This is a genomic window from Methylobacterium sp. J-043 (genome assembly GCF_022829505.1).
Classification (GTDB): domain Bacteria; phylum Pseudomonadota; class Alphaproteobacteria; order Rhizobiales; family Beijerinckiaceae; genus Methylobacterium; species Methylobacterium extorquens_A.
On record NZ_JAKSYB010000032.1, the window covers coordinates 90,402 to 115,424 of the forward strand.

Sequence of the window (25,023 nt, forward strand, 5' to 3'; positions counted from 1 at the left end):
GCTAAGCCTCTCGCGCTTCAAGCCAGCCAAGCATCCCCTTCGCCGCGGCCCGGCCGCTGGCGAAGGCCGCCTGGAGCAAATAGCCGCCGGTCGGCGCCTCCCAATCGAGCATCTCGCCGGCCAGGAACGTGCCGGGCCGCGCCCGCAGCATAAAGCCTGCGTCGAGCTCCGAGAAGGCGACGCCGCCCGCCGTCGAGATCGCCCGCGCGATCGGAGCCGGCCCGAGGAGCCGCAGGGGAGCGGCCTTGATCGCCGCCGTCAGCGCCTCGGCCTCCGTCGGCAGGGCGTTGGCATGCGCCTCGCGCAGTAAGCCGATGGCAGCAGGGCTCAGCGCGGCGGCCTTGCGCAGGCGGGTTGAGAGACTCTCGCCGGGGCGGCTTCGTCCGAGACGCGCTTGAAGCGCGCCCGCATCGAGATCCGGGCGCAGATCGAGGGTGAGTTCGGCGACGCCGTCGCGCTCCGCCGCCTCGCGGATCGGCCGTGAGAGCGCGTAGATCACCCCGCCCTCGATGCCATCGGATGTCGCGACCGCCTCACCGCGGGCGCTCGCGTCGCCGATGCGCGCGGCGAGGCGCTTGAGCGGCTCACCCGCGAAGCGCCCCGAGAAATGCGCCGACCACGCGACGCGGAAGCCGACATTGGCGGGCCTGAGGGGTGCGACCGCGACGCCGTGCCCTTCCAGCAGCGGCACCCAGGCCCCGTCCGATCCGAGCCGCGGCCAGCTCGCCCCGCCGAGCGCGAGCAGCGTCGCCCGCGACCGGACGCGGAGCCGGCCCTCCGGGGTCTCGAAGGTCAGCGCCCCCTGTTCCAGGCCGACGAAGCGGTGCCGGGTGCGGATCGTGACGCCCAGGGCATCGAGGCGAGTGAGCCAAGCGCGCAGCAGCGGCGAGGCCTTGAAGCTTTCCGGAAACACCCGGCCGCTCGACCCGACGAAGGTGGTTTGCCCCAGCGCCTCGCACCATGCCCGCAGCGCATCCGGCGGATAGGCCTCAACCGCCGCCGGCAAGCGCGGATCGACGGGGGCGTAACGCGTCAGGAAGTCCGGCAGCGGTTCGGAATGGGTCAGGTTGAGCCCGCCGCGCCCGGCGATGAGCAGCTTGCGGCCGACGGACGGCATGCGCTCGTAGACGGTGACGAGTTGCCCTGCCCCGGCCAGCACCTCCGCCGCCATGAGCCCCGCCGGCCCGCCGCCGACGATGGCGATTCCATGCTCTCGATCCGCGTCCATGGTCCGCGGCAGGCCCCGGAGACACCGCCCCTGTCAAGCGAGGCCGGGCTGAAAAGCGGGGCATGCGCTTAATGGGTGAGGATCAGGGATGAAAATCGCGCTGCCCTTGATTCGACGCGATCGCGCGTCTAACTGCCCGACATCGGCTGCGGGCCCCTCTGGCGGAACGCGCACCGTCCCCCTCGCGATGCTCCCGGAACTCCGGTGAGATCATTCGTCCGCCGGATCGGCGGCTCGTTCGGGAGGGAGACGGAAGACGCTTCCGCGATGTCGGAGCCGATGCTCTCCCAAAAGTGAAGCATCCGGTCCCGCGCGATGATGATGGAATTTTTCACCCACGAGTGGCTCGGCAAGCCCGTCTGGATGTGGCTCGGCTTCCACGCCCTGGTGGCCAGCCTGCTCGCCTTCGATCTCGGCCTGCTCCACCGCGACAAGGACCACGAGATCGGCGTGAAGGAGAGCCTGCTCCTCACCGCCTTCTACTTCACCCTCGGCCTCGCCTTCGGCGGCTGGATCTGGTGGATGCTCGGGTTCGACCCGGCCCAGGAATACGTGACCGGCCTCGTGATCGAGAAGTCGCTGTCGATGGACAACGTCTTCGTGATCGCGGTGATTCTCACCTCGCTCGGCGTGCCGCGGGCGGCGCAGCACCGGGTTCTGGTCTGGGGCATCCTCGCGGCGGTGCTGCTGCGCGGCCTGATGATCGGGCTCGGCTCGGCCCTGGTGAGCCAAGCGCACTGGGTGCTCTCGGTCTTCGCCGCCTTCCTGATCTATGTCGGCATCAAGATGCTCGTCTCGAAGGAAGAGGGCGAGCAGGACATCCAGAACAGCGCCTCCATGCGCCTGCTCAAGAAGTGGGTGCGGGTCACCGACAAGCCGGAGGGCCAGCACTTCATCGTGCGCAAGCCCGATCCGAAGACGGGCAAGACCGTGCGGTGGCTGACACCGCTCGCCGTGGCGCTGGTGCTCGTCAACATCGCGGACGTGATCTTCGCCGTCGACAGCGTGCCGGCGATCTTCGCCATCACCACCGACCCGTTCATCGTCTACACCTCGAACATCTTCGCGATCCTGGGACTGCGCGCGCTCTACTTCGCGCTCGCCGCGATGGTGGACCGGTTCGCCTACCTGAAGACGGCGCTTGCCCTCATCCTGCTGTTCATCGGCACCAAGATCGTGGTCGCCGACACGCTGGAACTCGTCCACCTGCCGCCGTGGGTCTCGCTCGTCGTCACCCTGGTCCTGCTCACCCTCGGCGTCGTCTACAGCCTGTGGCGCACCCGCGGCGCGGCGCAGCCGGAGGCCGAGAAGGCCCGCGGGGAGGTCGCGCACCGAACCTGACGCAGGCGCGATCCGCGAAGCGCGCATTCCCGATCCGGCACGCCTCGTCGGAACGGGCTTGGAGGGTTCGTTCACGATCTTGCGCGATGCTGGGGACAGGCCGGGGAACCGGCTGCGTTCCCAGCGTTTTCGGGCGTGACCATGCGGCGTTTCCTGACCGGCGGCATCAAGGCGATCCTGGCCATCGCCGCCCTTTCCACCGCCGCCCATTGGGCGATGCGCGTCCAGCGCGAGCCCGCATCACCGGCTCTGCCGGTGGCGGCGCTCGCCGATCCCGTCACCACCGGCTCCATCTCCGGGCGGAAGGCCGAGCGACCGGCACCGGAGGTGGCCGTGATGCCGGCGAGCCTCGGCAACGTCGACAAGGATCACCTCGCTAAGCTGATGGCCGGTGCCGCCTCGGAGCGGCCGAAGCTTCAGAAGGCCGTCGCCAAGCGCTGACGGCGGCCCGTCATCAGGCATAGATCAGCCGCCGATCCGAGGATCGGCGGCTTTGTCGTGCCGGGAAGACGAGGTTCAGGCGGCGAGCTGACGCGGCTCGTGGCGGCCTTCCTTCACCTCCTCGACGATCTTGGCGCAGAAGGCATCGAGGTCGCCGGGGTTGCGGCTGGTGATGATACCGCCGTCGGTCACCACCTCCTTGTCCTGCCAGTCGCCGCCCGCATTGATCACGTCGGTCTTGATCGAGGCGAACGAGGTCAGGGTGCGCCCCTTCACCGCGCCGGCTTCGATCAGCAACCAGGGGCCGTGACAGATCGCGGCCACGACCTTGCCGGAGGTAACGAAGTGCCGGACCACCTCGAGTGCCTTCGGCTCGAGGCGCAGCTTGTCCGGGTTGATCTGCCCACCCGGCAGAACCAGCGCATCGTAATCGGCGGGGTTCACGCTTTCGAGGTCGAGATCGACGGGCACGTCCTGGCCCCAATCGGTCTTGTCCCAGCCGCGGATGGTCTGCCGGGACTGGCGGGATTGCGGGCTCGCCACGGTCACCGTAGCGCCGGCTTCCTTCAGCTTGGCCTGCGGCACCGTCAGCTCGCTTTCCTCGAAGCCGTCCGTGGCGACGATGAGGATCTTGGCCTCACGGATATCGGGCATGCATTCGCTCCGTCGATGTCGGGGATTGCCGGGCCAACCGACCGCTCCCGGCGAGGTTCCGAGATCCGTCACCGCGCCGCATCCCGGCGGATCGCGAGACGACGAGAACCGGAACCGGACTCGAAGGGCATGTGTTGGACCGCCATCCCCGAAGCCAGACAGGAGGCGGTTCATGGCCAATCCCGGCGCCCCGACCCCCGAGCCCATCCCCGGTGGACAGATCCCCGGCGATCTTCCCCCGCCGCCGCAGCCCGACGATCTGCCCGATATCGGCCCGACCGGTCCGCGTACGCCCTACCCGGTCGATGACCCTCACATCGACGAACCGCGCGGACCCGGCTCCGAGCCGGACTATCTGCCCGGCGGTCCGACCGATCCAGGCATCCGCCTCTGATCCGACGCCTCGGCCGCGCCCTGCCTCCGAGCGGGGGGCGGCCGACCGACGCTACATTTTTACCACAATTCGTTGACCCTGAGAGCTGTCCTCGCTCTCTCGACGCATACACGCTTGTGTTGAGACGAAACCGTCTCAACAACCGTCCCGCCGCACGCAGAGGCGGCTGGGGGACACCACATCATGTTGAAGCAATCTCTGGCCGCCGCGCTCGTCGCGGTGAGCCTTGCCGCATGTGGAAGCGTCACGCGCGGCACCACCGAGTTGATCGCCTTCACCTCCGAGCCGCCCGGCGCCGCCGTCGCCACCACGACGAACCGGTACTGCCCGACCACGCCCTGCTCGCTCGACGTGCCGCGTTCGGAAGAGTTCGACGTCACCTTCACCAAGCCCGGCTTCCAGCCGCAGACGGTGCCGGTGCGCACCAAGCTGGCCGGCGCGGGGGCCGCAGGGTTCGCCGGCAACGTCCTGGCCGGCGGCGTCATCGGCATGGGCGTCGATGCCTATACCGGTGCGGCCATGGACCACACGCCCAACCCCGTCGCCGTCACCCTTGTGCCGGATGCCCTGCCGAGCGCGCAGCGCACGCGTCGCCGCGGCAGGCCGGGCGTCTGACCCGAGCAAGGCAACCGCCGCTCCGCCGAAGCGTAACGCTTCCGCGGAGCATGCCTTCAGTGCCCGCCGTGAGAGGTGCGAACGTCCCGCGGCGCGGCTAGAATCTCGCTGAGGCTGGAGGCGACGTGCCGTGCCTCCTCGTCGGTCAGGCGGAGCTGGAACGGCGGCAACGCACCGGCCTGGAGGGCCACCACCGCCTGACCCTGCTCATCGGTGCCGACCTCGATGGCCGAGGAGGTCACGTCGAGCATGGCGACCTCCTCGTCGCCGTTCTCGTCGGGCAAATCGACCTCGCCATCGTCATCGATCGCGGTGAGGAGCTGGCCGACGGCGCGCACGAGCGCGCGCGCGGCGCGGGCATCCATGACCACCGCCGTCGATTGGTCGTCCTTCTGGAACGAAAGCTGGATGTTCGCGCCTTCGAGGGAAACCGAGATGCCCGCCATGAACCGCCTGACTGCACTGCCTTGAAGCGGTGCGTAACCGCCTGGATTGGCGACCATATATGCACCCGCCCCGTGCTTTGTCACAGGGTGGCGGAGGCAGTACTCCAGGCTCGATTGGCCTGCCGCACTCCCATCCCGCGCGCGCAGCTCCAAGGCGGCGGCGTTCCGTCCCGCCTTGTTAAGGCCGCATCGTCGGCCTACATGTAGTCCTGACGGGCGCGGCGGAGCGAATGGCTTCGGTCCATTTGCAACCCGCTTGTCATCCCGCAAAATCGGCGGACGCTGCCAGGTGCTCGCTTCGAGCAGATGCTTGCGCTTGGCGTGTGAAGAACGAAGGAACTATTCGTGGATACTGGGACTGTTAAGTGGTTCAACGAGACCAAGGGCTACGGCTTCATTCAGCCGGATGACGGCGGCAAGGACGTGTTCGTCCATATCTCCGCTGTCGAGCGTGCTGGCCTGCGCAACCTCGTCGAGGGCCAGAAGGTGTCCTATGAGGTCCTGACCGACAAGCGCAGCGGCAAGGACGCGGCCGGCAATCTGCAGGCCGTCTAAGTCGCTTCGGGACCGGCCTTAGCCGGCCCGACCGCGCATTCCTGACTAACGAAGCGGCACCCACCGGACAGAGGCTCTCGGAACGCATTTCCGGGGATGTCTCACGGCGGGCGCCGCGGACGCCAAAATCACCAGACCAAAACAACCAGAAACGACGCCGGCCACGCCGAGAGGGCGCGGGATCCGGTGCGAGAAGAAGAAAAACAATGAATTTCGAGTTCCGGCGCCACGACGGCGCCATTTCGCCCGTGACCAACGCGGCGACATTCCGGGTGGGCAGCTTGGTCGACACGCAGGCACGCAGCCCGCAGGCCGACCTCAGCCACCTCATCGACGCTTCCTACGAGTATCACTCTCCGCGCGAACTGCGCTGGCACCTTGCCGACCGCCTTGGGGTTACCCCGGCCGTCGTCCGGTTGCAGGAAGCCGCCTGACCGACACGGCCTCGCACCCATTCGGAGCGAGGCCAATCGGCCGCCCTTATGAGGCGGGCGGCCTTATACCGAATTCGATCGATCCCTTCGGACTGGCGGGCTGGTCCTGGGCTGAAGCGCCGCTCAGGTTGAGCGATACGCGCCCCGGCTGGATTGAGCGGAAGCTGCCTCAGATCAGACCCAACCCCACCAATTCCCGCCGCAAGCTCTCGGGCATCTCGGCGACTTCCCCGGCACTGGCCCGGTCAAGGTCGGCGGGCGCGTCGCGCGCTTCGAGATAGCGCCAGCCCTGAAACGGGCGGCAGGGGCGCGGCGAGACCGGCGTCACCGCCGGATCGAGCACGAGGCGGCAGCGGTCGATCCCGTCGCTTCCCGTGACCGGCTCGATGGCGCGAATCGCCTGACGGCAGGTCAGCGTTCCCTTCATCACCCAGTAGATCGAACCGCCGCCGGCGATGGCGGCTGCGCGCTTGGGGAACATGCGGGTGACGTGGACCGTCTCCGGCTCGTGGCCGAGGCGGACAGCCTCCGCCCGATAATGTGCGATCCGCGCCTCCAACTCCTCGATGGAGGAGGGACCGACGCACAGCTTCAGAAGATGCAGGGCCATGACCGGGCCCGTATAAGCCATCCGCCGGAAAAAGGGCCGCCGGTTTTCAAGGCAACCGATGCGGCATGAAGAGCCGCATCACCGGGCCCCGGGGCCGCTCCCTCACGCGAAGAGCGCGATCTTTTCCTCGATGCTCAAGGTATCGAGATCGGGGAAGGCCGCTGCGAGATCGTCGGCCGTCACCGGCTCGACCGCCGCCACGACCAGGGGTTCGGCCAGCGGCATGACCGCTTCGGGTTCCGCCGGGACGGTGAGTCCGGCCTCTTCCACCGCGTCGAACGCGTCGATGTGCGACACGACCTCGAATACGGCCTCGTCCTCCGCCCCGAACGCCTCCTCCCCTTCCGGCTCGGCCGGAGCCGGAACGAGGATGGCCGACGTGGTCTCCGGTGAAGCGATCTCCGGTTCGGCTGCGGCTTCGGTCTCCGGCATTTCCAGCGCGAAGAGATCCGCCGGGATTTCATCGGCCGGAACGGCGACGGGCGTCGCCATCTCGGTCGCGGTCGGCTCCGCCGGCTCTTCGTCATGCGCCGGTTCCGGCGTCTCGGGGCTGACCGGCAGGAAGGCGAGGTCGTTGTCGAGCGCCACGGTCGGCAACGGCCGCAGGACCGACATCACCGGCGCGGGCGCCGGCCCTTCCATATCGAGGAAACGGTCGACGTCGTTCTGATCGAGGGCGGCGGCCGGTGCGGGCGCGTCCTCACCGAGCGGAGGCACCGCGTCCTCGGGACTGCCCCAGATCCCGATCATCGAAGCGATCCGGTTCTCGAGGTAGCGCAGGGTGTGCACCACCCGGCTCGTGCGCTGGGCGGTGAGATCCTGGAACGAGCAGGCCGTGTAGATCTGGGTGGCGTGCCGATCGAGGGCGTCGCACAGCTCGGAATCGATACCGGTCTCGCGCAGGGTCCAGGCGGCCTCCTGCACCTCCTCGGCGGCGCTGAGGATGTCGGAGGTCGCGCGCTCGGTGGCGCGCACGATGGCGTCGAGGGCTTCCGAGGCGACCGTGAGACGGCTCTCGCCTTGCTCGGCGGTCGAGAGGGCGGCCACCTCCGCGCGGGTGCGGGCGATGGCGTCGGCCATCTCCATCAGGTCGCCTCGAAAGCGCCCGACATCGTCCGGCCGGTCTGTCGTGACGACGTTCTCGATGCGCCGGATCGCGTCCAGCAGCACCTCGGTATCGGCATTGCGGTTGCGGCGGGCGTACTCGCTGAGAAACCACCGGCCGCGCTCGGTCTCCCGGACGGCGTCCTCGATGGCATCGTATTGCGACGCATCCAGAGGCGTCAGGGAACGGGAACTCGACATCACACCCCGCAAAGACTCGACACCCTGCAAAGACTCGGGCCCCACCGCGAGGAGTGCCGCGACGATTGACGGTCGGCGTGAGATTGACAGGCGTGCTTTAACAGCGGCTTACGCTTTCCCTCGCTTCGCCCCGCCGCGCGACGTTTTTGACCGATCGAAAGGGGCGGCCCGCTTCGCCGCGATCCCGTGACACGCACAGTCCCGACCGGTGAGCCCGATCCCGTCCGGCTCGGCCTCCTCTACGCCGTGGTCTTCGTGGAGATCGGCATCGCCATGCCGTTCATGCCCGTCTGGCTCGGCGCACTCGGCCTCGATGCCGGGCTGATCGGCCTGCTGCTCGCCCTGCCGATCGCCACCAAGGTCGTCGCGACGCGGCCGCTGATGGGGCTGATCGATCGCGGCGTGCGCCCGCGCACCCTGCTCGTCGCAGGCAGTCTCACCCTGGCCTTGAGCTACACCCTGATGCCGGCCGCCGCCGCCATCGCCGCGGCCCTGCTCGTCCCGCTGATCGTCGTGAACGCCGTGGCGCAGGCCCCGCTGGTGCCGAGCATCGACTACCTCACGCTCGCCGCCGCCCGCCGCACGACGCGGATCGACTATGCCCGCATCCGTCTGTGCGGCTCGGTCGCCTTCCTCGCCGCGAACCTCGCGGGCGGCGCGCTTCTCGGTCTGCTGGGCGACCGGGTGGCGGTGCCCCTGCTGCTGACCGCGCTCGCGCTCGCCGCGACCCTCGTCGCCGCCTCGGGCCAGGAGGTCGCACGGCCCGTTGAGCCGCCTTCGAAGAGGGGCGCCGCCCCGCCCCTGCCGCGGGTGCTGTGGCTCTCCATCGCCGCGGCGGCGCTGATTCAGGCGAGCCATGCGGCGATCTACGCCTTCGGCAGCCTCGATTGGGCCCGCCACGGCGTCTCGCCGCCCTGGATCGGGGCGCTCTGGGCCGTCGGCGTCGCAGCCGAGATCGCGCTGTTCGCCCTCATCGGCCGCGTTCCCGCGCGCTGGCGCAGCCCGTTCCGCCTGCTCGGCCTCGGGGCGATCGCGGCTCTGCTGCGGGCTCTGGGACTGAGCCTCGCGGACGGCGACCTCGCCCTGCTCCTGCCGCTTCAGATGCTGCACGGCCTCACCTTCGGCGCGACCCATCTCGGGGTCATGGCGGCGGTCTCCGGCTTCGCGCCGGACGGCGCCCGCGGCCGGGCGCAGGGGACGGTCGGCGCCTCGACCGCCCTCGTCTCGGCGCTGGCGACGCTGGCCTGCGGCGCGGTCTACCGCTCGCTCGGCGGGCCTTCGACCTTCCTGATGATGGCGCCGCTGGCGCTCGCCGGCCTCGTCCTCGTCCTGCGGGCGCAACGCATCCATGATCCCCGCCGATTTGGCGGCGGCTCCCCCCATAAGGTATAGCCAGCCCCCAATATCGGGATCCCAAAGGGATCATCCCTTTGGCGGGGGTTCGGGGCAGAGCCCCGAGAAGCGGCCTCGAGCCGCCGGAGCATCGAGCCCGAAGGTTCGGATTCGACGCTTCTTGGTAAGGAATTCGTTTCAAAGTCTCTGGAGCGGAAGCGGGAGCGGCGCGTGCGGATCGCAGACGGCTCGGGCATTTCGGACGCCGCGGGCGCAGACCTCGATGCAGGCGGCGGCCGCGTGATCCTGCGCGGGCGCTGGACGGCCGACCAGGGGCCGGCGGTGGAGAGCGCCTCGGCGCGCATCGCCGCGCAGGGCCGGACCCAGCCCGTGCTGGTGGATCTCAGCGGCTTGGCGCGCCTCGACACTCTCGGCGCCTGGGTCTTGGAGCGGACCCGCGCCGAGATCGAGGCGGCGGGCGGGCGGCTGGCCTATGCCGGAGCGCGGCCCGAGCACCGCATCCTGCTGGGCGAGATGGGTCTGCGCGAGCCCGAGCCGGCGCCGCAGGATACCCGCAACCCGGCCCTGCGCTTCCTCGACGTCACCGGTCAGCGCGTCGCACGCGGCGGCAACGAGGTCCTGTCCGGCATCGCCTTCCTCGGCGAAGTGGTCGCCGCCGGCGGCCGGGTCGCGCGCCGCCCGCGGACCTTCCGCATGGCCGCGCTGGTCAACCAGCTCGAACAGGTGGCGCTCCACGGCGTGCCGATCATCGTGCTGATCTCGTTCCTCGTCGGCGGCATCGTCGCGCAGCAGGGCATCTTCCAGCTCCAGCGCTTCGGGGCGCAGAGCTTCGTTGTGAACCTGATCGGCCTGCTGATCCTGCGCGAACTCGGGGTGCTCCTCACCTCGATCATGGTGGCGGGCCGCTCCGGCTCGGCCTTCACCGCCGAGATCGGCTCGATGCGGATGCGCGAGGAGGTCGATGCCCTGCGCGTGATGGGCCTCGACCCGATCGAAATCCTGATCCTGCCGCGCATACTCGCACTTGTGATCGGCTTGCCGATCCTGGCCTTCCTCGGCTCGCTGGCGGCCCTTGCCGGCGGCGGCCTCACCGCCGCGATCTATGGCGGCATGACCACCGATGCCTTCCTGGCGCGGCTCCAGGCGGCCGTGTCGTTCCACCATTTCGCGGTCGGCTTGATCAAGGCGCCGTTCATGGCGCTGACGATCGGGATCATCGCAACGATCGAGGGATTCGCGGTCGAGGGCTCGGCGGAGTCGCTCGGGCGCCACGTCACCGCCTCAGTCGTCAAGTCAATCTTTATGGTGATCGTGCTGGATGGCCTGTTCGCGGTCTTCTTCGCTGCGATCAATTTCTAACTTCGTGCGGACAGCCGACGGTCGGACAGCGCCCTTGCCCACCACTCAACTTTCCTTGAACGGGCAAGACCCCGCCCAAGACGACGCGATTATTCGCGTGCGCGATCTCGTGGTCGGCTTCGGCCAGCGCACGGTGATGAAGGGGCTCGACCTCGACATCCGCCGCGGTGAGATCTTGGGGTTCGTCGGTCCCTCGGGCCAGGGCAAGTCGGTGCTGACGCGCACCATCCTCGGCCTCGTGCCGAAGCGCTCCGGCACGATCGAGATCTTCGGTGAGAACGTGGACGGGCTCACGGTGACCCGGCGCCGCCAGCTGGAGCAGCGCTGGGGCGTGCTGTTCCAGCAGGGCGCGCTGTTCTCGGGCCTCACCGTCAAGCAGAACATCCAGATGCCGATGCGCGAGCATCTCAAGCTGTCCGAGCGCCTGCTCGACGAGTTCGCCCGCCTCAAGATCGAGATGGTCGGCCTCAAGCCGGATGCCGCCGACAAGTACCCCTCGGAACTCTCGGGCGGCATGATCAAGCGCGCGGCGCTCGCCCGCTCGCTGGCGCTGGACCCAGAAATCCTGTTCCTCGACGAACCGACCTCGGGCCTCGACCCGATCGGCGCGGGCGAATTCGACGATCTCGTCTCGACCCTGAAGAAGACGCTGGGGCTCACCGTCTTCATGGTGACGCACGACCTCGACAGCCTCTACACCGCCTGCGACCGCATCGCGGCGCTCGGCGACGGCCGGATCATCGCAGCAGGAACGATCGAGGAGATGCTGGCCAGCGACCACCCCTGGCTGCGCTCCTACTTCCACGGCAAGCGCGCCCGCGCCATCGCCACGCCCAATCAGGCCGCACAGCCCGGTTACGCCCATGCGTGAGCGGCGGATGATACTCTCCGGTGCGGTTGCGCACCGCTCCACCCCCTCGGATCGGGATTAGAGCTGAGCCGATGGAGACTCGCGCAAACTACGTCCTGATCGGCGCCTTCACCATCGGCGTCGTCCTGGCCGCCTTCGGCTTCGTGTTCTGGCTCCAGGGCGGATCGCGTGGACAGGCGACCCAGGCGCTTCGTATCGTGTTCTCCGGCTCGGTCGGCGGACTCGCCAAGGGCTCGACCGTCTCGTTCAACGGCATCAAGGTCGGCGAGGCGCTCGACGTGCGCCTGCTGCCGCAGGACCCGCGCCGGGTCGTCGCGGTGGTGCAGGTCGATCCCTCGACCCCCTTACGCGCCGACACCCGCGCGCGGCTGGATTCCGCGATGCTGACCGGCGTCTCGCAGATCGCGCTCTCCGGCGGCAGCGCCGACGCGCCCGCCCTCACGCCGGGCTCGGGCGACAAGATGCCGACGATCTTCGCCGATTCGAGCGACATCCAGGACATGATGGCAGCCGCCAAGCAGATCGCGCAGCGGGCCGACGACGTGCTCCAGCGCCTCGACAAGGTGGTGGCCGGCAACGAGGGCGCGATCACCCGCACGCTCGCCAACGTCGAAGCCTTCTCGAAGACGCTGGCCGAGGCCGGGCCCTCCATCACCGGCCTCGTCAAGGCGGTGGACGGGCAGCGCCTCAACCGGGTGATCGAGAACGCCGACACCTTCTCGACCGCGCTGGCGAATTCGAGCGGGGACATCCAGGCCGGGCTTCACGACGCCCGCAGCTTGGCGGCCAAGCTCAACGCCTCCGCCGACAAGATCGACGGCGTGCTCAAGGGCGCGGAGGGCTTCCTCGGCTCGGCCTCGGGCCAGCAGGGCGCGGGTACCTTCACGGAGATCCGCGAGGCGGCGATCTCCGTGCGCGACGCAGGCCGGGCCTTCCGCGCGCTGTCAGAGAACCTCGACAAGCGCACCGCCAACATCTCGACGAGCTTCAATCGCCTGTCGGGTACGAGCCGGCGTGAGGTCGAAGCGCTGTCGACCGACGGCCAGCGCACCCTCAACACCCTCAGCCGGGCTGCCCGCAGCCTGGAGCGCGACCCGTCTCAGGTGATCTTCGGCGGCAAGCCGTCGTTGCCGGAATACAACGGTGGCCGCTGAGCTTTTCGGTTTCCGGATGATGTGTCGGCACGCACCGCCCAGCTTGAGCGTTGGCGTATGCTCCCGCGTGCTAGAGGGGGTGTCAGTATCCCCGACAGCGAACGGACGGTGCCCGAGCGTATGACGCGTCTTCCTTTTTCGCCTTCCCTTTCCGGCCGCTTCCTGCGGGCGGGCGCCCTCCTTGCCCCGCTGGCGCTCCTCGGCGGCTGCGGCGGCGGCACACCGCTCACCTTCGATCTCGCGGCCCTGCCGGGTCAGGCGCGGGCGGGTGGCGCTGCGCGCTCGATTGTCGTGTCCGAGCCTGTCGGCCTGCAGCCGATGGAGGCCGACCGCATCATCGTGCGCGAGCCCGGCGGGTCCCTGTCCTTCCTCGGCGGCGGCCAGTGGGCCGACCGCCTGCCGCGCCTGATCCAGACGCGGGTGATCCAGAGCCTGGAGAATACCGGCCGCCTGCGCTCGGTCTCGCGGCCCGGCGACAAGGTGCCGTCGGATTACCAGCTCGTCAGCGAGATCCGCGAGTTCGACGTCAATTCCGGCACCGGCGAAGCGGTGGTCGATCTCTCGGCCAAGCTGATCGCCGAGGGGACCGGACGGGTCGTCAACGCCCGCGTCTTCACCGCCCGCGTACCGGTGCAGAAGGTCGATCCGCAGAGCGCCGCCGCCGGCCTCGACACGGCTTTGGGTCGAGTTCTCGCCGACCTCGTGCGGTGGGTGAACACGGCGCGATAGAGCATCATCTCGAAAGCTGGTCCCCGGCTTTCGGAAAAAGACGATGCAAAATCAGAAGGCTGGAACATCGTTCTGGATCCGATATCCAGGACAATGCTCGAGCGCCGCGGCCACTCTTCACCCGAACGACCGGGCCCGACCGCTTCCGGCGCTCACGCTTCCAGCGCAGCCAGAGCGGGACCGCGCAGCGACAGCGGCACGGCGATCAGTTCGCCGTGGCGCGGCTCCGGGCGGTTGTAGACCGCCGGCCGGCCCTGAAGGTCGCAGACCACGCCACCCGCCTCGCGGACGATGAGGTCCGCACCGGCCAGATCCCAATCCCGTGCGTCCCTGGAGACGAGGCCGAGGTCGATCCGGCCCTCGGCCACCCGCGCGAGCCGCAGGGCCAGCGAGGGCACCCGATCGACCACCGTGACCGAGGGGCGCGGCCCGAGCCGCGCCGCGCCGTCGAGCAGGCGATCCTGGAACGGCTTCGGGCCGGTGATGCGTGCGTCCTCCAGCGTGGCCCGCGGCGCGACGCGGATGGGCGCGCCGTTGAGGGTCGCGCCCTCGCCCGCCACAGCCTCGTAGAACTGATCGGTCGCGGGCGCGAAGACGCCGCCGAGCACCGGTTCGCCCCGGGCCAGCAGGGCTACCGCGATCGACCAGTCCGGATGCCCGGACAGGAAGGCACGGGTGCCATCGATCGGATCGACGATCCAGACGAAGTCGTGGCCGAGCCGCACCGGATCGTCGCTGGTCTCCTCCGAGAGCCAGGCCGCCCGCGGCTCGACCTGCGACAGGCGGATCTTGAGGAAGGTGTCCACGGCGACGTCCGCCTCGGTGACCGGCGAGCCCCCGGCCTTCGACCAGACCCGCGCGCTGGTCTGCTCGCCCTTGCGGAAGAAGGGCAGCGCGAGCGCGGCGGCCTCCCGGATCGCGTCGTGCAGGACGGGCCGCAGCGCCGCGAAAGAGGATGTCGTCTGGGTCATGGATCCGGTCGGAGCCGCTTCTGCGAGGCCGGCCTCCTGCCGTTCGAACGGCGCCGACGCCGCTCCGTTCTAGAGCATCGGCAGAAAAAGTGGCCATCGGATTTCGGAACGCAGTGATGCAGGGCCGGACGCGGCGGCGGCAACCCGCACCGCCGCCGGCCCCTGCCCCGTCCGCACGGTTACCGACATTTGCACCAATCCCGGCAAGGGTCCGTTGAGCATCCGGCAGACTTCGGCTCGATCCACGAACGCTTAACGCTCACTCTTAAGGCGCCTTGGGGGAGACGACCGGCACTGTGCTTGTCAGATCAGCGCGTCCGACAGAGACCGCGACACGGGATAGGGCGTCGAACCGATGATGACTTTCGAGATCATGAATCAGAACTGTCGGCCCGGCGGCGAGGATGAGGTGAGTGCGCCTTCCATCACGGTCCAAGCGACGCCGCTGCCGGTTCTCGGGGGAACCCATGGCCTCTCGCCCGTCGGTGTGGCGCTGGCTTTTGCCGACGATGCGGCCGATGCCTGCGGCGAGGACCGCTTCTCCCTGCTTCTCGTCGACGGCGAGGGCGAGGTGACGATGCGGCTCGGGCCGTTCCCGGAGGAGGATGTCGTGGCGGTGTGGCGCGACATCTCGAATACTGGGGGTCTCGCCCGGATGCTGCTGCGCGAGGACGGCTCCATCGTCCCGGTCTCGCAGCAGCTCGGCCCGGTCGTGCTCGGCAAGGGCCGCCAGCGCCGCCGTCATGCCGCCCTCAGCGGACGCCGCCCCCGCTTCCTGGTGCGGCGCAAGCCCGCCCGCCTCCCGGCCCGGCCGTGCATCCACCGGGGCGAGAGCGAGATCATTTCGCGGGGGTGAGACGATTTCCCGCCTAAGCCGTTGTCGGGCGAACGGTCGGCCGGAGCGCCGGATCAGCGCAGCCCCTGCCACAGCGCGTCGGCGGCCAGCCCCGCGAACAGGATAAGACCCGCATCGCGGTTCGAGCGGAACAGCGCCAGGGCCCGAGGGCCGTCGCGCTCGGAGAGCTGCATCACCTGCCGGGCGAGATGGGCGGCGAACAGCCCGAGCCCGAGCCAGCCCAGGAGGCCGGCCCCGGCGCCGACCAGCGCCGGCACGAACAGGGCGACGGTGCCGATGTAACAGAGCCCGACCGCGAGCCGCAGGCGCGCCCCGAACAGGCGGGCCGAGGAATGGATGCCGACGATCTCGTCATCCTCGATGTCCTGCACCGCGTAGATCGTGTCGTAGCCGACGATCCAACCGATCGTGCCCGCATAGAGCCACAGGGCCGGCGGATCGAGGCGGCCGAACACGGCGACCCAGCCCATCAGCGCTCCCCAGCCGAAGGCGAGGCCGAGCACCGCCTGCGGCATCGGCATCACCCGCTTCATGAACGGGTAGATCGCCACCGGCGCCAGGGAGAGAATGCCGACGAGAATCGCGGTCGCGTTGAATTGCAGCAGCACCGCGAGGCCGACCAGCGCTTGCGCCACGAGGAAGGCGGCGGCCTGTTTCGTCGTGACCTGCCCCGAGGGCAGCGGGCGCGAGCGGGTGCGCTCGACCTGCGCGTCGAGCTTACGGTCGGCGATGTCGTTGTAGGTCGAGCCGGCGCCGCGCATCGCGACCGCGCCGATCAGGAACAGCACGAGATGACCGGGATTCGGGCCGGGATTCCCGGCGGCGGTCGCGGCGAGCGCCGCCGACCACCAGCACGGCAGCAGCAGCAGCCACCAGCCGATCGGCCGCTCGATCCGGGCGAGCCGCAGATAGGGCCGCGCTCCGGCCGGCGCCAGCCGGTCGGCCCAATGGCCGGCGACCGCGTCGGCGACGCGGCCGGAGCCGGGCTCGGATGGAGAGGGCAACGGTAACGGGGCGCGGAAGACTTACAGCGCGCCCTGGGGCATGCGGAAGGCGCCCGACAGGCCGGGACCGCCGAGCAAGCCGCCACCGCCGCCGTTCTGCGCCTGGGTCTTGGCCTGGGCTTCCATCTTCGAGGCCTGGGCCGCGATACCGCAAACCTTCGTGCGGATCGCCGCGACCTTGTTGTGGTCGGCCTTGAAGCCTTCGGAGAACGAATCCGGGATCGAGCACCACTCCTTATTGGCGGTGATCCACTTGATGCCGGTGGCGCCGTTGGCCTGAAGCTGGCCGAACAGGGAGCACGCCTCCTGCGGCGTCATCTTCTTCTTCGAGTTCGAGGCGGAGTTGGCCTTGGCCACGAGGTTCTTGCGCTCGATCAGCGTCTTCTGGATCGAGCCGCAATCGGTGCCGGCCTGCTGCGGCACGGACTGGGCCGGCGCGGCCGGGGCCATCGGCGCGGGAACGCTCATCGGCGCGGCAGCCGAAGGCGCGGGCTCGGCCGGCGTATCCATCGACGGCAGCGGCATCCCGCCCATGCCCCCCATGCCCTGGGCCAGAGCCGGCCCGGCCAGAAGGACAAGGCCGACAAGAGCGGCGGCGGCGGTCTTCGTCGGTGCAACAATCCTGGCAGACATTCGGCCCGGTCCTTCTCCCCGCATGCCGCGACGGGTGTACCCCCGATCCCGCAGCGCCCATCCGGCCCGAATCCCTGGCGGCTCGCGCCGCGGGCCCGGCAGAGGGGCTTGAAGTGTTTCGATGCGGATGTCTTCTGCGCACGGGATTGTGGCGCCAATGGTGCGTTCCGCCGCCCAAGGGCCGCGAAGGTGGGAAACGCCCTGAAACATTTGAGGCGTGTTCTTTTTGCATCAGCGATTGACAGGCCGGGGCCGCCACGCGACGAGACCGGCTTGCCCGCGAGAGACCATGGCTGCTTACGACTTCACCGCCCCACGCCTCTTCGTCGAAGCGGATCTGGCGGAGGGGCGCGTCCTGCCGCTGGAGCGGGCACAAGCGAACTACCTGCTCACGGTGCTGCGCCGCGCGGAGGGCGAGCCCGTCCTGTTGTTCAACGGGCGCGACGGCGAGTGGCGCGCCGAGATCGTGCCGCAGGGCCGCAAGAGCGCGGACCTGCGCGTGGTGGCGCAGACCCGGCCGCAGCCGGTGCCGGCCGACCTTCACTACCTGTTCGCGCCGCTGAAGACGGGGCGCATCGACTACATGGCGCAGAAGGCGGTCGAGATGGGCGCGGGGCGCCTCCAGCCGGTCTTCACCCGCTTCACGCAAGGCGAGCGGATCAAGATGGACCGCATGCAGGCCAACGCGATCGAGGCGGCCGAGCAATGCGGCATCCTTTCCGTGCCGGAGATCGGCGAGCCGGCCCGGCTGCCCGCCTGCCTCGACGCCCTCGAAGCGAATCGCCTGCTCGTGTTCTGCGACGAGGACGCGCCTGTCACCGACCCGGTGGCAGCCTTGCGCGGCGCGGCCGATCCGGCGCGCCCGCCGCCGCTCGCCGTGCTGGTCGGCCCCGAGGGCGGGTTCCACGAAGAGGAGCGCGCGCTGATCGCCGCCCGCCCCAACACGGTCGCGCTGTCGCTCGGCCCGCGCATCCTGAGGGCGGATACGGCCGCCGTGGCCGTGCTGGCGCTGGTGCAGGCGGTACTGGGGGATGCGCGGTGAGCCAGGCCGATTCGAGGACGTCTTAAAGAATGCCCCTCCCCCGCATCCTCCTCCTGTCCCTCGGCGGGACGATCACCATGACCCGGAGCCTTGAGGGCGGGATCGTGCCGACGCTGACGGCCGCCGACCTCGCAGACTCGGTGCCGGGGCTCGCGGCGGTGGCATCCATCGAGACGCTCTCGCCCCTGCGCCGGCCGAGCGCCGGGCTCACCCTCGACGACCTGATCGGCGTGGCGCGCACGCTCAACCAGCGCTTGGCGGGCGACCTCGACGGCGCGGTGGTGATCCAGGGCACCGACACGATCGAGGAGACGGCCTTCGTCCTCGACAGCTTGGTCGTCGGCGACAAGCCCGTCGTCGTCACAGGGGCGATGCGCGGGCCGGAAAGTGCGGGGGCCGACGGGCCCGGCAACCTGCTGGCGGCGACCCTCGTCGCGGGCAGCGCGGCGGCGCGGGGCATGGGCGTGCTCGCCGTCCTCAACGACGAGATCCACGCCGCCCGCCTCGTGCAGAAGGCCCACACCGCCCTGCCCTCGGCGTTCCGCTCACCGCTCGCCGGCCCGGTCGGGCTCGTGATCGAGGGCGAGGCCCGGATTTTCGTGTCGCCGCGCCGGGGCCCCATCGTCGACGGCCCCCTCGCACCGGAGCCGGCCCCGGTGGCGCTTCTGACGATGGGGATCGGCGACGACGGACGGCTGCTCGCCGCCCTGCCCGATCTCGGCTTCGCGGGCGTCGTGATCGAGGGGATGGGCGCGGGCCACGTGCCGGAGGCGCTGGCGGAGATCGTCTCGGCCCTCGTCACGCGGATTCCGGTGGTGCTCGCCTCCCGCACCGAGACTGGTCCTGTGTTCTCGCGCACATACGGGTATCCCGGCGGCGAGATCGATCTGCTAGGTCGCGGCGCGCTCTCGGCGGGCATCCTGTCGGGCGTGAAGGCGCGGCTGATGCTCCAACTTCTCCTTCGTGCCGGGGTCGATCGAGCAGCCTACGCCCCCTACTTCGCGGATCCGTGATCGGCGGGGCGAACGCCGTGAAGAGAAGCTTGTGTCATGTCTGCCATGCGGTCGGCGGGCGCGTTGTTCACCCTTGCGGCGTCCTCTAAGGACACGACATCCGGTGAGGCCGCTGCCGGCTCCTCCGGTGGCGGATCCTCGGCGCGCAGCTGACCCCTTCGACCGACGTTACCTTCGAGGCAGCGCATGGCGCGCGACACGTCCGACACCACCCCGCTCACGACGCGGGACGAACTGATCGCGTGGTTCGCCGCGGGCGAGAAACCGCGCGCGCGCTTCGCCATCGGCACCGAGCACGAGAAGATCCCGTTCTACACCGCCGACCACGCACCCGTTCCCTACGAGGGCGAGCGCGGCATCCGGGCACTTCTGGAGAATCTCGGCCGCGAGACCGGCTGGGAGCCGATCCTGGATGGCGGCAACATCATCGGTCTGGCAGGGACCGAAGGCGGCGGCGCGATCTCGATCGAGCCCGGCGGCCAGTTCGAACTCTCCGGCGCGCCGCTGCCCGACATCCACGCGACGGCGACCGAACTCGACGAGCATCTCGCCGCCACGAAGCGCGCGGCCGAGTCTCTCGGCATCGGCTTCCTCGACCTCGGCATGAGTCCGAAATGGACCCGCGAGGCGACGCCGCAGATGCCGAAGAGCCGCTACCGCATCATGCGCAACTACATGCCGAAGGTGGGCAGGCTCGGCCTCGACATGATGCTGCGCACCGCGACCGTCCAGGTGAACGTCGATTTCAGTTCAGAGGCCGACATGGTGCGCAAGATGCGCGTCAGCCTCGCGCTCCAGCCCATCGCCACGGCTTTGTTTGCCAATTCGCCCTTCACCGATGGGCGGCCCAACGGCTTCCTGTCGCGCCGCTCGGAGATCTGGCGCGACACCGACCCCGACCGCACCGGCATGCTGGCCTTCGCCTTCGATGAGGGCTTCGGCTACGAGGCTTACGCCGATTGGCTGCTCGACGTGCCGATGTATTTCGTCAAGCGCGGCGAGACCTATCACGATGTCGCCGGGGCCTCCTTCCGCGACCTGATGGCCGGGCGCCTCGCGCAGCTACCGGGCGAGCGGGCGACCGTCTCGGATTGGGCGAACCACGCCTCAACCGTGTTCCCGGAAGTGCGGCTCAAGCGTTTCCTCGAGATGCGCGGCGCCGATGTCGGCGGGCCGGCGATGATCGCCGCGCAGTCGGCCTTCTGGGTCGGGCTCCTCTACGACGAGACCGCGCTTTCCGCCGCCTGGGATCTGGTGCGCGGCTGGTCCGCCGGGGAGCGGGAATCGATGCGCGCCGCCGTGCCGCGGCTCGGGCTCCATGCCAGCATCGGCGGGCGCTGCCTCGGCACGGTCGCAGCGGAGGCACTCGCCATCGCCCGCACCGGGCTGCAGGCGCGGGCGCGCCGGGACGGCAACGGCCGCGACGAGGCGGTCTATCTTCAACCTCTGGAAGCGATCGTCGCCGCCGGCCGCAGCCATGCACAGGAGCGGCTCGCCGATTACGAAGGCCCCTGGGAGAAGTCGGTCGATCCGGCCTTCACCGCCTGCACGTTCTGACGATCGGAGCAGCGTCGCGGATTTTGGCCCGCGGCAAGCTTGGCGCTCGGAACGCGTTCGGCGCCGCGTTGTTCCTCTGCGTGTTCCTTATCGCTTAAGGAGTTCGCATCCATGTCCCGCATCACGACCCTGACGCTGGCCGGCCTCACCGCGGCGAGCCTGACCGTGACGGCCGTCCCGCCCGCCCAGGCCGCGCCCCTGCCGGCGATGAGCGCCGCGCAGGTCGGCGGCGGCGGCACCGTCGAGACCGTCGGCTGGCGCCGCGGATATTACGGAGGCCATTACGGCCCCCGCTACGGCTACGGCTACGGTTATCGCCGCCGCAATGTCGGCGGTGCGCTGTTCGCGGGCGCGGCGCTCGGCCTGATCGGCGGCGCGATCGCCGCCAGCGCGGCCCCGCGCTACTACGGCTATCCGGCCTATGGCGGTTACTACGGTTACGGTCGACCCGTCGGCTATTACGGCGGCTACGGCTACCCGGCCTATGGCGGTTACTACGGCTACGGCCCCTACGGCTGGTAACCCTCTCCTCCACCCGCGAAGACATTGCCCTGCCGTCTGGGTTCAGCCGGCAGGGCGTTTTCGTGTTATGCGCCGCTCCCATGTCCGAGATCTCGCAGGACGGCACGGTCGAACTCGACCTCAGCGGCCTCAAATGCCCCCTCCCCGCGCTGCGCACGCGCAAGGCCCTGCGGGCGCTGACACCCGGCGCGCGCCTGGCGGTGACCGCGACCGATCCGCTGGCCGGGATCGACATCCCGAACGTCGTCCGCGAGGAAGGGGCCGCGCTGGAAGCGCTGGAGCACCACGGCCCGGTCGCGCGCTTCCTGATCCGCCGCGGCGCCGACCGCCCGAATGCGCAAGACTGACCCCGACAATCCGACCTGAAGCCCCGAACCGGAGACGCCATGCCCCCCGAGATCCGCGGCACCCGCACCGTCCACGATGGCTGGGCGAGCTTCCTCGTCGCCGAGGTGACGACCCCCGAGGGCGCCGCGGTGACCCGCGAGATCGAGGATCACGGCGAGGCGGTCTGCGTGCTGCCCTACGATCCCGAGCGCAAGGTGGCCCTGCTGATCCGCCAGTTCCGCGCGGCGCCCTTCTTCACCGCGGGCGTGACCGACCTGCTCGAAGTACCCGCAGGCCTGCTCGACGAGGCCGATCCGGCGGAGGGCGTGCGCCGGGAGGCTTTCGAGGAAACCGGCCTGCGGCTGGCGCATCTGGAGCCGGTCTCCACGGTGTGGAGCCTGCCGGGGATCTCCACCGAGCGGATGCACCTGTACCTCGCCCCCTACGCGGAGAGCGACCGGGAAGGGCCCGGCGGCGGACTGGCCGAGGAGCACGAGGCGATCACCGTGGTCGAGATGCCGCTCGCCACCCTCGCCGCCATGAGCGAGTCCGGCGAGATCGCCGATATGAAGACGCTGGTGCTCCTGCTCTCGCTTCGCCTGCGCCGCCCCGAATTGTTCGCCTGACGCGGCGCTTGCGGGCCGGCCGGCAACGCTTATCATCCTGTCACGCGGAACGGATTCTCTCGAAACAACAGCCGCCGCCGCGGGGAGATGCGCTCATGTCGTTCTTCATCGGGATCGCCGGTCCTTGGCTAGTGGTCTCCGCCCTGCTGCTGATGTGGCACCGTCGGGAGGTGGAACGCCCGGCGCGGAGCGTGGACGCCGAGCCGGGCGGATACCCGCCGCGCGCCTGAGGCTTATCGGGGCGGCCGCCGCCTGCCGCTCCCCTCCCCTCCCGAATCCGCATGGCGCTCCGGCCCGGCCGAACCAACGGCCACGCCACGGGTTGTCGAGGCTCTGCGCCCTGTCGCAGCCCGACGGCACCGGCCTGACCGGACGCCCGCGGCGGACACGGCGCGTTCCATTCGAACCCGACGCGCCGCGCTTGGTGGGCCGTCGATGCTGGAGCCGCTTATGGACATTGCCCTCGACAAGATCACCGAGATCATCCTGCGGCTGCGGGCGGTCGAGGTGAAGGAAGGCGCGACCGATCCGGATTCGGGCTCCAACCCGACCGATGACGGCTCGATCGACATGCTGGTCGGCGGCACCGACGACGCGACTGAGCAGGAGATCCGCAGCATGATCGCCGGGCTCAACGAGGACGAGCGCGCCGATCTCGGGGCCCTGCTCTATATCGGCCGCGGCGACTACGAGGCGGCGGAATGGAAGACGGCGGTCAACTTCGCCAAGGAGCGAGAGGCGGCGGGCGACACGGTGATCCGCGAGCTACTCGGCACGCCGGATGCGGCCCCGCTCCTCGAGGAAGGTCTCGACGCGCTGGGAATTCCGATGGAGACGCCCGAGGCGTAAGGCGTCCCACCCTGCGTGAGGTCGCGCAAACGGCCGTAGCAAACCGGACGGGGCGCGGCTCTGCGTGCCTCGACCGAAACACGCATGGTGCAAAATGACATCGGCCCGGAACGAGCGTTCCGGGCCGATGCCGCATCAGAGGTTGGATTTTACGGTTGGCAGGCCAGGGCCTTCGCGCCGACGGCGACGAAACCCGCTGCCGTTCGCAACTCGTCGTCGATCCGCGGCGTCCGGGCCACCTGGCGGGCCTCGCGTGCCAGACGATCGTTGCAGGAGCAGGCGGGCAGCCCCTGACCCACCGGCGGCGAGCAGGCATCGTGGTGCATGCAGGCCCGGTCGAGGGCATCGATCGGGGGGAGGCCAGCACCGCGGCTGCCCGGGCCGCAATAGTTGCCGTGAAAGACCAGTGCGCCCTGGGGCAGTCCATTGCCGAGGTCCGGCGTGGCCGGCGCCTCGACGGAGGGCGCCTCGACGTCCGGTGCGACCAGCGACTGAGCCGAGACGGCGAGCGGTACGAGGCCGGAGAGGATGACAGAGAGACCGGCAACTAGGGGAAGACGCCGGGCGGCGGGGTAGGCAAGTGTAGGCACGGTTGGAAGACTCCGTTCGAAACGCTCCCCTCACAGCGCTTCGCCGGCCGGGATCATGACCCGCGCCGGGAAGGCTGAGCCGTTCAAACGATTTGTCCGCAGACGTGGTTCACTCGTTCACGCAAGAAACAAGCCATCCCCGCGGCTTTAGAACCTATAGTTCAAGCCGCCGCGCACAACGCCGAAGCCGGATTCCGAACGGCCGGTGCCGTAATAGGCGGGCACCGTCGCATCGTAGACGGTCGTGCCGCTGCCCTGCTTGCCGAGATCGACGTAGAGTCCCTCGACTTTCACCGAAATACGCTCCGTGAGCGCGTATTCGATGCCCGCACCGGCCGCGTAGCCGAGCCGCGTCGTGTCCGGCAGGGTGTAGGGATAGGCGGAGGCATAGGACGACCGGCTCCCACCGCCATAGGCGAAGCCGCCGGTGCCGTAGACGAGCCAGCGGTCGAAGGCGTAGCCGAGCCGGCCGCGCACGGTGCCGAACCAATCCAGGCTCGGGGCGACGCTGTAATAGGGCGTGGAGCCGATGGTGCCGTCGCCGCGGCGGCCGAACCCGGTGCCCTGGAAATCGGCCTCGGCGCCGAGCACCCAGCCCGAACCCGGCGTGAGCTGATAGTTGTAGCCGATCTGGCCGCCGCCGACGAAGCCGCCGCGACCGCCGCTCTCCGTCACGGTGCCGTAGGTCGCGTCCGTGTAGGTCGACGATCCGCCGCGAAATCCGTAGCCGGCATTCGCGCCGACATAGAAGCCGGTCCAGGTGAAGACCGGCAGGGTCGGAGGCAACGGGGGCGCAGCACGCCGCGGCAGGTCGGCGGCGGACGCGCCACCCGCGAGAAGAAGGCTGACAAGAAGGCTTGAAAGAGCCGGATGCATCGGGTGTCGGGTCATCGTCGTCTCGTGTTGTGGGCGTGGGGAAGGTGTCAGAGCGCGAGCAGCAGCAGGCCGACGACTGCGACGGCCAGGATCAGGCAGAGCGCGAAATCGATGACGGTCTCACCGCCGCAGGGCTCGGGCTGTGGTCGGATGCGGCGGAGACGCGCCCGGACGCGGTGCGGACCGGGCGGCCGAAGCCGGCTCGCGGCGAGGCCCGCCGTCGGGAATGCTGTTTGAAGCGCGGGGCTCATCGGGTTGCCTCCCGGACGAGGGCGACCCGCCTCGCGTCCTTGCGCGGCGCAGCCGCACCGGCAACCAGAGCTTCGAGGCGCTCGAACGCGGGGCTCCGGTCGGCGGCAAGCGACCGCAACTCCGGCAATGCGAGCACGGCGGACAGGATCGCCGCCAGGACAGCACCGCGGATCAGCGGCCGAACCGACGCATCGATCCCCATACGCGGCCGAGCGGTGAGCAGGAGCGGTGCCTCGCCGAGCACGGCGATGGGTCTCAGTTCGATCATGGTGCTGCCTCACCCGAGCCGCGGCTTGACGTGGGAAATTTGACCACAAAGAACTACGTGTGCAAAAATCCCACGTCAATCGTAAATCTGCGAAGTTGGTGCTGGAGCGCACATTGTGGGATTGTATCCCACACCACTGCCACTAAGC

Annotated in this window: 32 protein-coding genes; 20 read left to right on the forward strand and 12 right to left on the reverse strand. The window is 69.6% G+C overall.

What is annotated here, in order from left to right:
* Position 1: 1 nt before the first annotated feature.
* Positions 2-1,228: a TIGR03862 family flavoprotein gene (locus tag MKK50_RS05965; protein ID WP_499021082.1), complete on the reverse strand. Its 1,227-nt coding sequence runs from the start codon at positions 1,226-1,228 to the stop codon at positions 2-4.
* A 315-nt stretch (positions 1,229-1,543) separates the two neighbouring features.
* On the opposite strand from MKK50_RS05965, the gene MKK50_RS05970 reads away from it, so the two are divergent.
* Both MKK50_RS05970 and MKK50_RS05975 read left to right on the forward strand, forming a co-directional pair.
* Entirely contained in the window at positions 1,544-2,569 is a 1,026-nt protein-coding gene (locus MKK50_RS05970; RefSeq protein ID WP_499021083.1) for a TerC family protein, read from the forward strand.
* A 141-nt stretch (positions 2,570-2,710) separates the two neighbouring features.
* Positions 2,711-3,010 (forward strand): hypothetical protein, encoded by a 300-nt coding sequence (locus tag MKK50_RS05975; RefSeq protein WP_499021085.1) that lies wholly within the window; start codon positions 2,711-2,713, stop codon positions 3,008-3,010.
* Between the two features lie 75 nt (positions 3,011-3,085).
* Here MKK50_RS05975 and MKK50_RS05980 read toward each other — a convergent pair whose 3' ends face one another.
* Positions 3,086-3,664 (reverse strand): type 1 glutamine amidotransferase domain-containing protein, encoded by a 579-nt coding sequence (locus MKK50_RS05980; RefSeq protein WP_499021086.1) that lies wholly within the window; start codon positions 3,662-3,664, stop codon positions 3,086-3,088.
* Positions 3,665-3,836: 172 nt separating this feature from the next.
* On the opposite strand from MKK50_RS05980, the gene MKK50_RS05985 reads away from it, so the two are divergent.
* Positions 3,837-4,058: a hypothetical protein gene (locus tag MKK50_RS05985; protein ID WP_499021088.1), complete on the forward strand. Its 222-nt coding sequence runs from the start codon at positions 3,837-3,839 to the stop codon at positions 4,056-4,058.
* A gap of 183 nt (positions 4,059-4,241) precedes the next feature.
* The gene (locus MKK50_RS05990) at positions 4,242-4,673 is read left to right on the forward strand and encodes a translation initiation factor 2 (protein WP_253367195.1); all 432 of its coding nucleotides are present in this window, start codon (positions 4,242-4,244) and stop codon (positions 4,671-4,673) included.
* Between the two features lie 56 nt (positions 4,674-4,729).
* Here MKK50_RS05990 and MKK50_RS05995 read toward each other — a convergent pair whose 3' ends face one another.
* Positions 4,730-5,119 carry a hypothetical protein gene (locus MKK50_RS05995; protein ID WP_003598900.1) on the reverse strand — a complete coding sequence of 130 codons (390 nt, stop codon included), beginning with the start codon at positions 5,117-5,119 and terminating at the stop codon, positions 4,730-4,732.
* Between the two features lie 345 nt (positions 5,120-5,464).
* Between MKK50_RS05995 and MKK50_RS06000 the strand changes: the two genes are divergently transcribed.
* The gene (locus tag MKK50_RS06000; RefSeq protein ID WP_003598898.1) at positions 5,465-5,674 is read left to right on the forward strand and encodes a cold-shock protein; all 210 of its coding nucleotides are present in this window, start codon (positions 5,465-5,467) and stop codon (positions 5,672-5,674) included.
* 206 nt (positions 5,675-5,880) lie between these two features.
* A complete protein-coding gene (locus MKK50_RS06005; protein WP_253367193.1) occupies positions 5,881-6,108 on the forward strand; it encodes an AsnC family transcriptional regulator in 228 nt (75 codons plus the stop codon).
* 169 nt (positions 6,109-6,277) lie between these two features.
* Here the strand turns inward: MKK50_RS06005 and MKK50_RS06010 are convergent, their stop codons facing one another.
* Positions 6,278-6,718, reverse strand: a complete 441-nt coding sequence (locus MKK50_RS06010) for a DUF1489 family protein (protein ID WP_499021090.1) — start codon at positions 6,716-6,718, stop codon at positions 6,278-6,280.
* A gap of 102 nt (positions 6,719-6,820) precedes the next feature.
* A complete protein-coding gene (locus tag MKK50_RS06015) occupies positions 6,821-8,023 on the reverse strand; it encodes a hypothetical protein (protein WP_499021091.1) in 1,203 nt (400 codons plus the stop codon).
* Positions 8,024-8,209: 186 nt separating this feature from the next.
* Between MKK50_RS06015 and MKK50_RS06020 the strand changes: the two genes are divergently transcribed.
* The 5 genes from MKK50_RS06020 to MKK50_RS06040 all read left to right on the forward strand — a co-directional run bounded on the left by MKK50_RS06020 (position 8,210) and on the right by MKK50_RS06040 (position 13,489).
* Positions 8,210-9,415 carry an MFS transporter gene (locus MKK50_RS06020; protein ID WP_499021093.1) on the forward strand — a complete coding sequence of 402 codons (1,206 nt, stop codon included), beginning with the start codon at positions 8,210-8,212 and terminating at the stop codon, positions 9,413-9,415.
* A gap of 171 nt (positions 9,416-9,586) precedes the next feature.
* Positions 9,587-10,735: an ABC transporter permease gene (locus tag MKK50_RS06025; RefSeq protein ID WP_499021094.1), complete on the forward strand. Its 1,149-nt coding sequence runs from the start codon at positions 9,587-9,589 to the stop codon at positions 10,733-10,735.
* Between the two features lie 34 nt (positions 10,736-10,769).
* The gene (locus MKK50_RS06030) at positions 10,770-11,606 is read left to right on the forward strand and encodes an ABC transporter ATP-binding protein (RefSeq protein WP_437178524.1); all 837 of its coding nucleotides are present in this window, start codon (positions 10,770-10,772) and stop codon (positions 11,604-11,606) included.
* A gap of 71 nt (positions 11,607-11,677) precedes the next feature.
* The gene (locus MKK50_RS06035) at positions 11,678-12,760 is read left to right on the forward strand and encodes an MlaD family protein (RefSeq protein WP_499021096.1); all 1,083 of its coding nucleotides are present in this window, start codon (positions 11,678-11,680) and stop codon (positions 12,758-12,760) included.
* Between the two features lie 120 nt (positions 12,761-12,880).
* Positions 12,881-13,489 (forward strand): ABC-type transport auxiliary lipoprotein family protein, encoded by a 609-nt coding sequence (locus MKK50_RS06040; RefSeq protein WP_499021098.1) that lies wholly within the window; start codon positions 12,881-12,883, stop codon positions 13,487-13,489.
* Positions 13,490-13,641: 152 nt separating this feature from the next.
* Here the strand turns inward: MKK50_RS06040 and MKK50_RS06045 are convergent, their stop codons facing one another.
* Positions 13,642-14,460 (reverse strand): inositol monophosphatase family protein, encoded by an 819-nt coding sequence (locus MKK50_RS06045; protein WP_499021099.1) that lies wholly within the window; start codon positions 14,458-14,460, stop codon positions 13,642-13,644.
* A 355-nt stretch (positions 14,461-14,815) separates the two neighbouring features.
* Here MKK50_RS06045 and MKK50_RS06050 point away from each other — a divergent pair, with 355 nt between their 5' ends.
* Positions 14,816-15,316 (forward strand): DUF6101 family protein, encoded by a 501-nt coding sequence (locus MKK50_RS06050; RefSeq protein WP_253367175.1) that lies wholly within the window; start codon positions 14,816-14,818, stop codon positions 15,314-15,316.
* Positions 15,317-15,369: 53 nt separating this feature from the next.
* On the opposite strand, the gene ubiA is transcribed toward MKK50_RS06050, so the two are convergent.
* Positions 15,370-16,320 carry a 4-hydroxybenzoate octaprenyltransferase gene (gene ubiA / locus MKK50_RS06055; RefSeq protein WP_499021100.1) on the reverse strand — a complete coding sequence of 317 codons (951 nt, stop codon included), beginning with the start codon at positions 16,318-16,320 and terminating at the stop codon, positions 15,370-15,372.
* A 21-nt stretch (positions 16,321-16,341) separates the two neighbouring features.
* Complete coding sequence (locus MKK50_RS06060; protein ID WP_253367171.1) at positions 16,342-16,953, reverse strand: hypothetical protein; 612 nt, start codon at positions 16,951-16,953, stop codon at positions 16,342-16,344.
* Positions 16,954-17,242: 289 nt separating this feature from the next.
* Between MKK50_RS06060 and MKK50_RS06065 the strand changes: the two genes are divergently transcribed.
* The 8 genes from MKK50_RS06065 (at position 17,243) to MKK50_RS06100 (ending at position 22,889) form a co-directional block, all read left to right on the forward strand.
* The gene (locus MKK50_RS06065; protein WP_499021102.1) at positions 17,243-17,995 is read left to right on the forward strand and encodes a 16S rRNA (uracil(1498)-N(3))-methyltransferase; all 753 of its coding nucleotides are present in this window, start codon (positions 17,243-17,245) and stop codon (positions 17,993-17,995) included.
* A 29-nt stretch (positions 17,996-18,024) separates the two neighbouring features.
* Positions 18,025-19,008: an asparaginase gene (locus MKK50_RS06070; protein WP_499021104.1), complete on the forward strand. Its 984-nt coding sequence runs from the start codon at positions 18,025-18,027 to the stop codon at positions 19,006-19,008.
* A gap of 186 nt (positions 19,009-19,194) precedes the next feature.
* A complete protein-coding gene (locus MKK50_RS06075) occupies positions 19,195-20,565 on the forward strand; it encodes a glutamate--cysteine ligase (RefSeq protein ID WP_499021105.1) in 1,371 nt (456 codons plus the stop codon).
* Positions 20,566-20,676: 111 nt separating this feature from the next.
* Complete coding sequence (locus MKK50_RS06080) at positions 20,677-21,087, forward strand: hypothetical protein (RefSeq protein ID WP_499021106.1); 411 nt, start codon at positions 20,677-20,679, stop codon at positions 21,085-21,087.
* An 80-nt stretch (positions 21,088-21,167) separates the two neighbouring features.
* Positions 21,168-21,434, forward strand: a complete 267-nt coding sequence (locus MKK50_RS06085; protein ID WP_499021107.1) for a sulfurtransferase TusA family protein — start codon at positions 21,168-21,170, stop codon at positions 21,432-21,434.
* Between the two features lie 39 nt (positions 21,435-21,473).
* Entirely contained in the window at positions 21,474-22,040 is a 567-nt protein-coding gene (locus tag MKK50_RS06090) for an NUDIX domain-containing protein (RefSeq protein ID WP_499021108.1), read from the forward strand.
* A 95-nt stretch (positions 22,041-22,135) separates the two neighbouring features.
* Positions 22,136-22,270: a hypothetical protein gene (locus MKK50_RS06095; protein ID WP_301288494.1), complete on the forward strand. Its 135-nt coding sequence runs from the start codon at positions 22,136-22,138 to the stop codon at positions 22,268-22,270.
* Positions 22,271-22,490: 220 nt separating this feature from the next.
* Complete coding sequence (locus tag MKK50_RS06100) at positions 22,491-22,889, forward strand: DUF3775 domain-containing protein (protein ID WP_499021110.1); 399 nt, start codon at positions 22,491-22,493, stop codon at positions 22,887-22,889.
* Positions 22,890-23,038: 149 nt separating this feature from the next.
* Here the strand turns inward: MKK50_RS06100 and MKK50_RS06105 are convergent, their stop codons facing one another.
* The 4 genes from MKK50_RS06105 to MKK50_RS06120 form a co-directional block, all read right to left on the reverse strand.
* Complete coding sequence (locus MKK50_RS06105) at positions 23,039-23,479, reverse strand: phospholipase A2 family protein (RefSeq protein ID WP_499021111.1); 441 nt, start codon at positions 23,477-23,479, stop codon at positions 23,039-23,041.
* 147 nt (positions 23,480-23,626) lie between these two features.
* Entirely contained in the window at positions 23,627-24,370 is a 744-nt protein-coding gene (locus tag MKK50_RS06110) for an outer membrane protein (protein WP_499021112.1), read from the reverse strand.
* 32 nt (positions 24,371-24,402) lie between these two features.
* Positions 24,403-24,606 (reverse strand): hypothetical protein, encoded by a 204-nt coding sequence (locus tag MKK50_RS06115; protein ID WP_499021113.1) that lies wholly within the window; start codon positions 24,604-24,606, stop codon positions 24,403-24,405.
* Positions 24,603-24,875 carry a hypothetical protein gene (locus MKK50_RS06120; protein WP_499021115.1) on the reverse strand — a complete coding sequence of 91 codons (273 nt, stop codon included), beginning with the start codon at positions 24,873-24,875 and terminating at the stop codon, positions 24,603-24,605. The genes MKK50_RS06115 and MKK50_RS06120 overlap by 4 nt, the downstream gene beginning before the upstream one ends.
* Positions 24,876-25,023 lie beyond the last annotated feature (148 nt).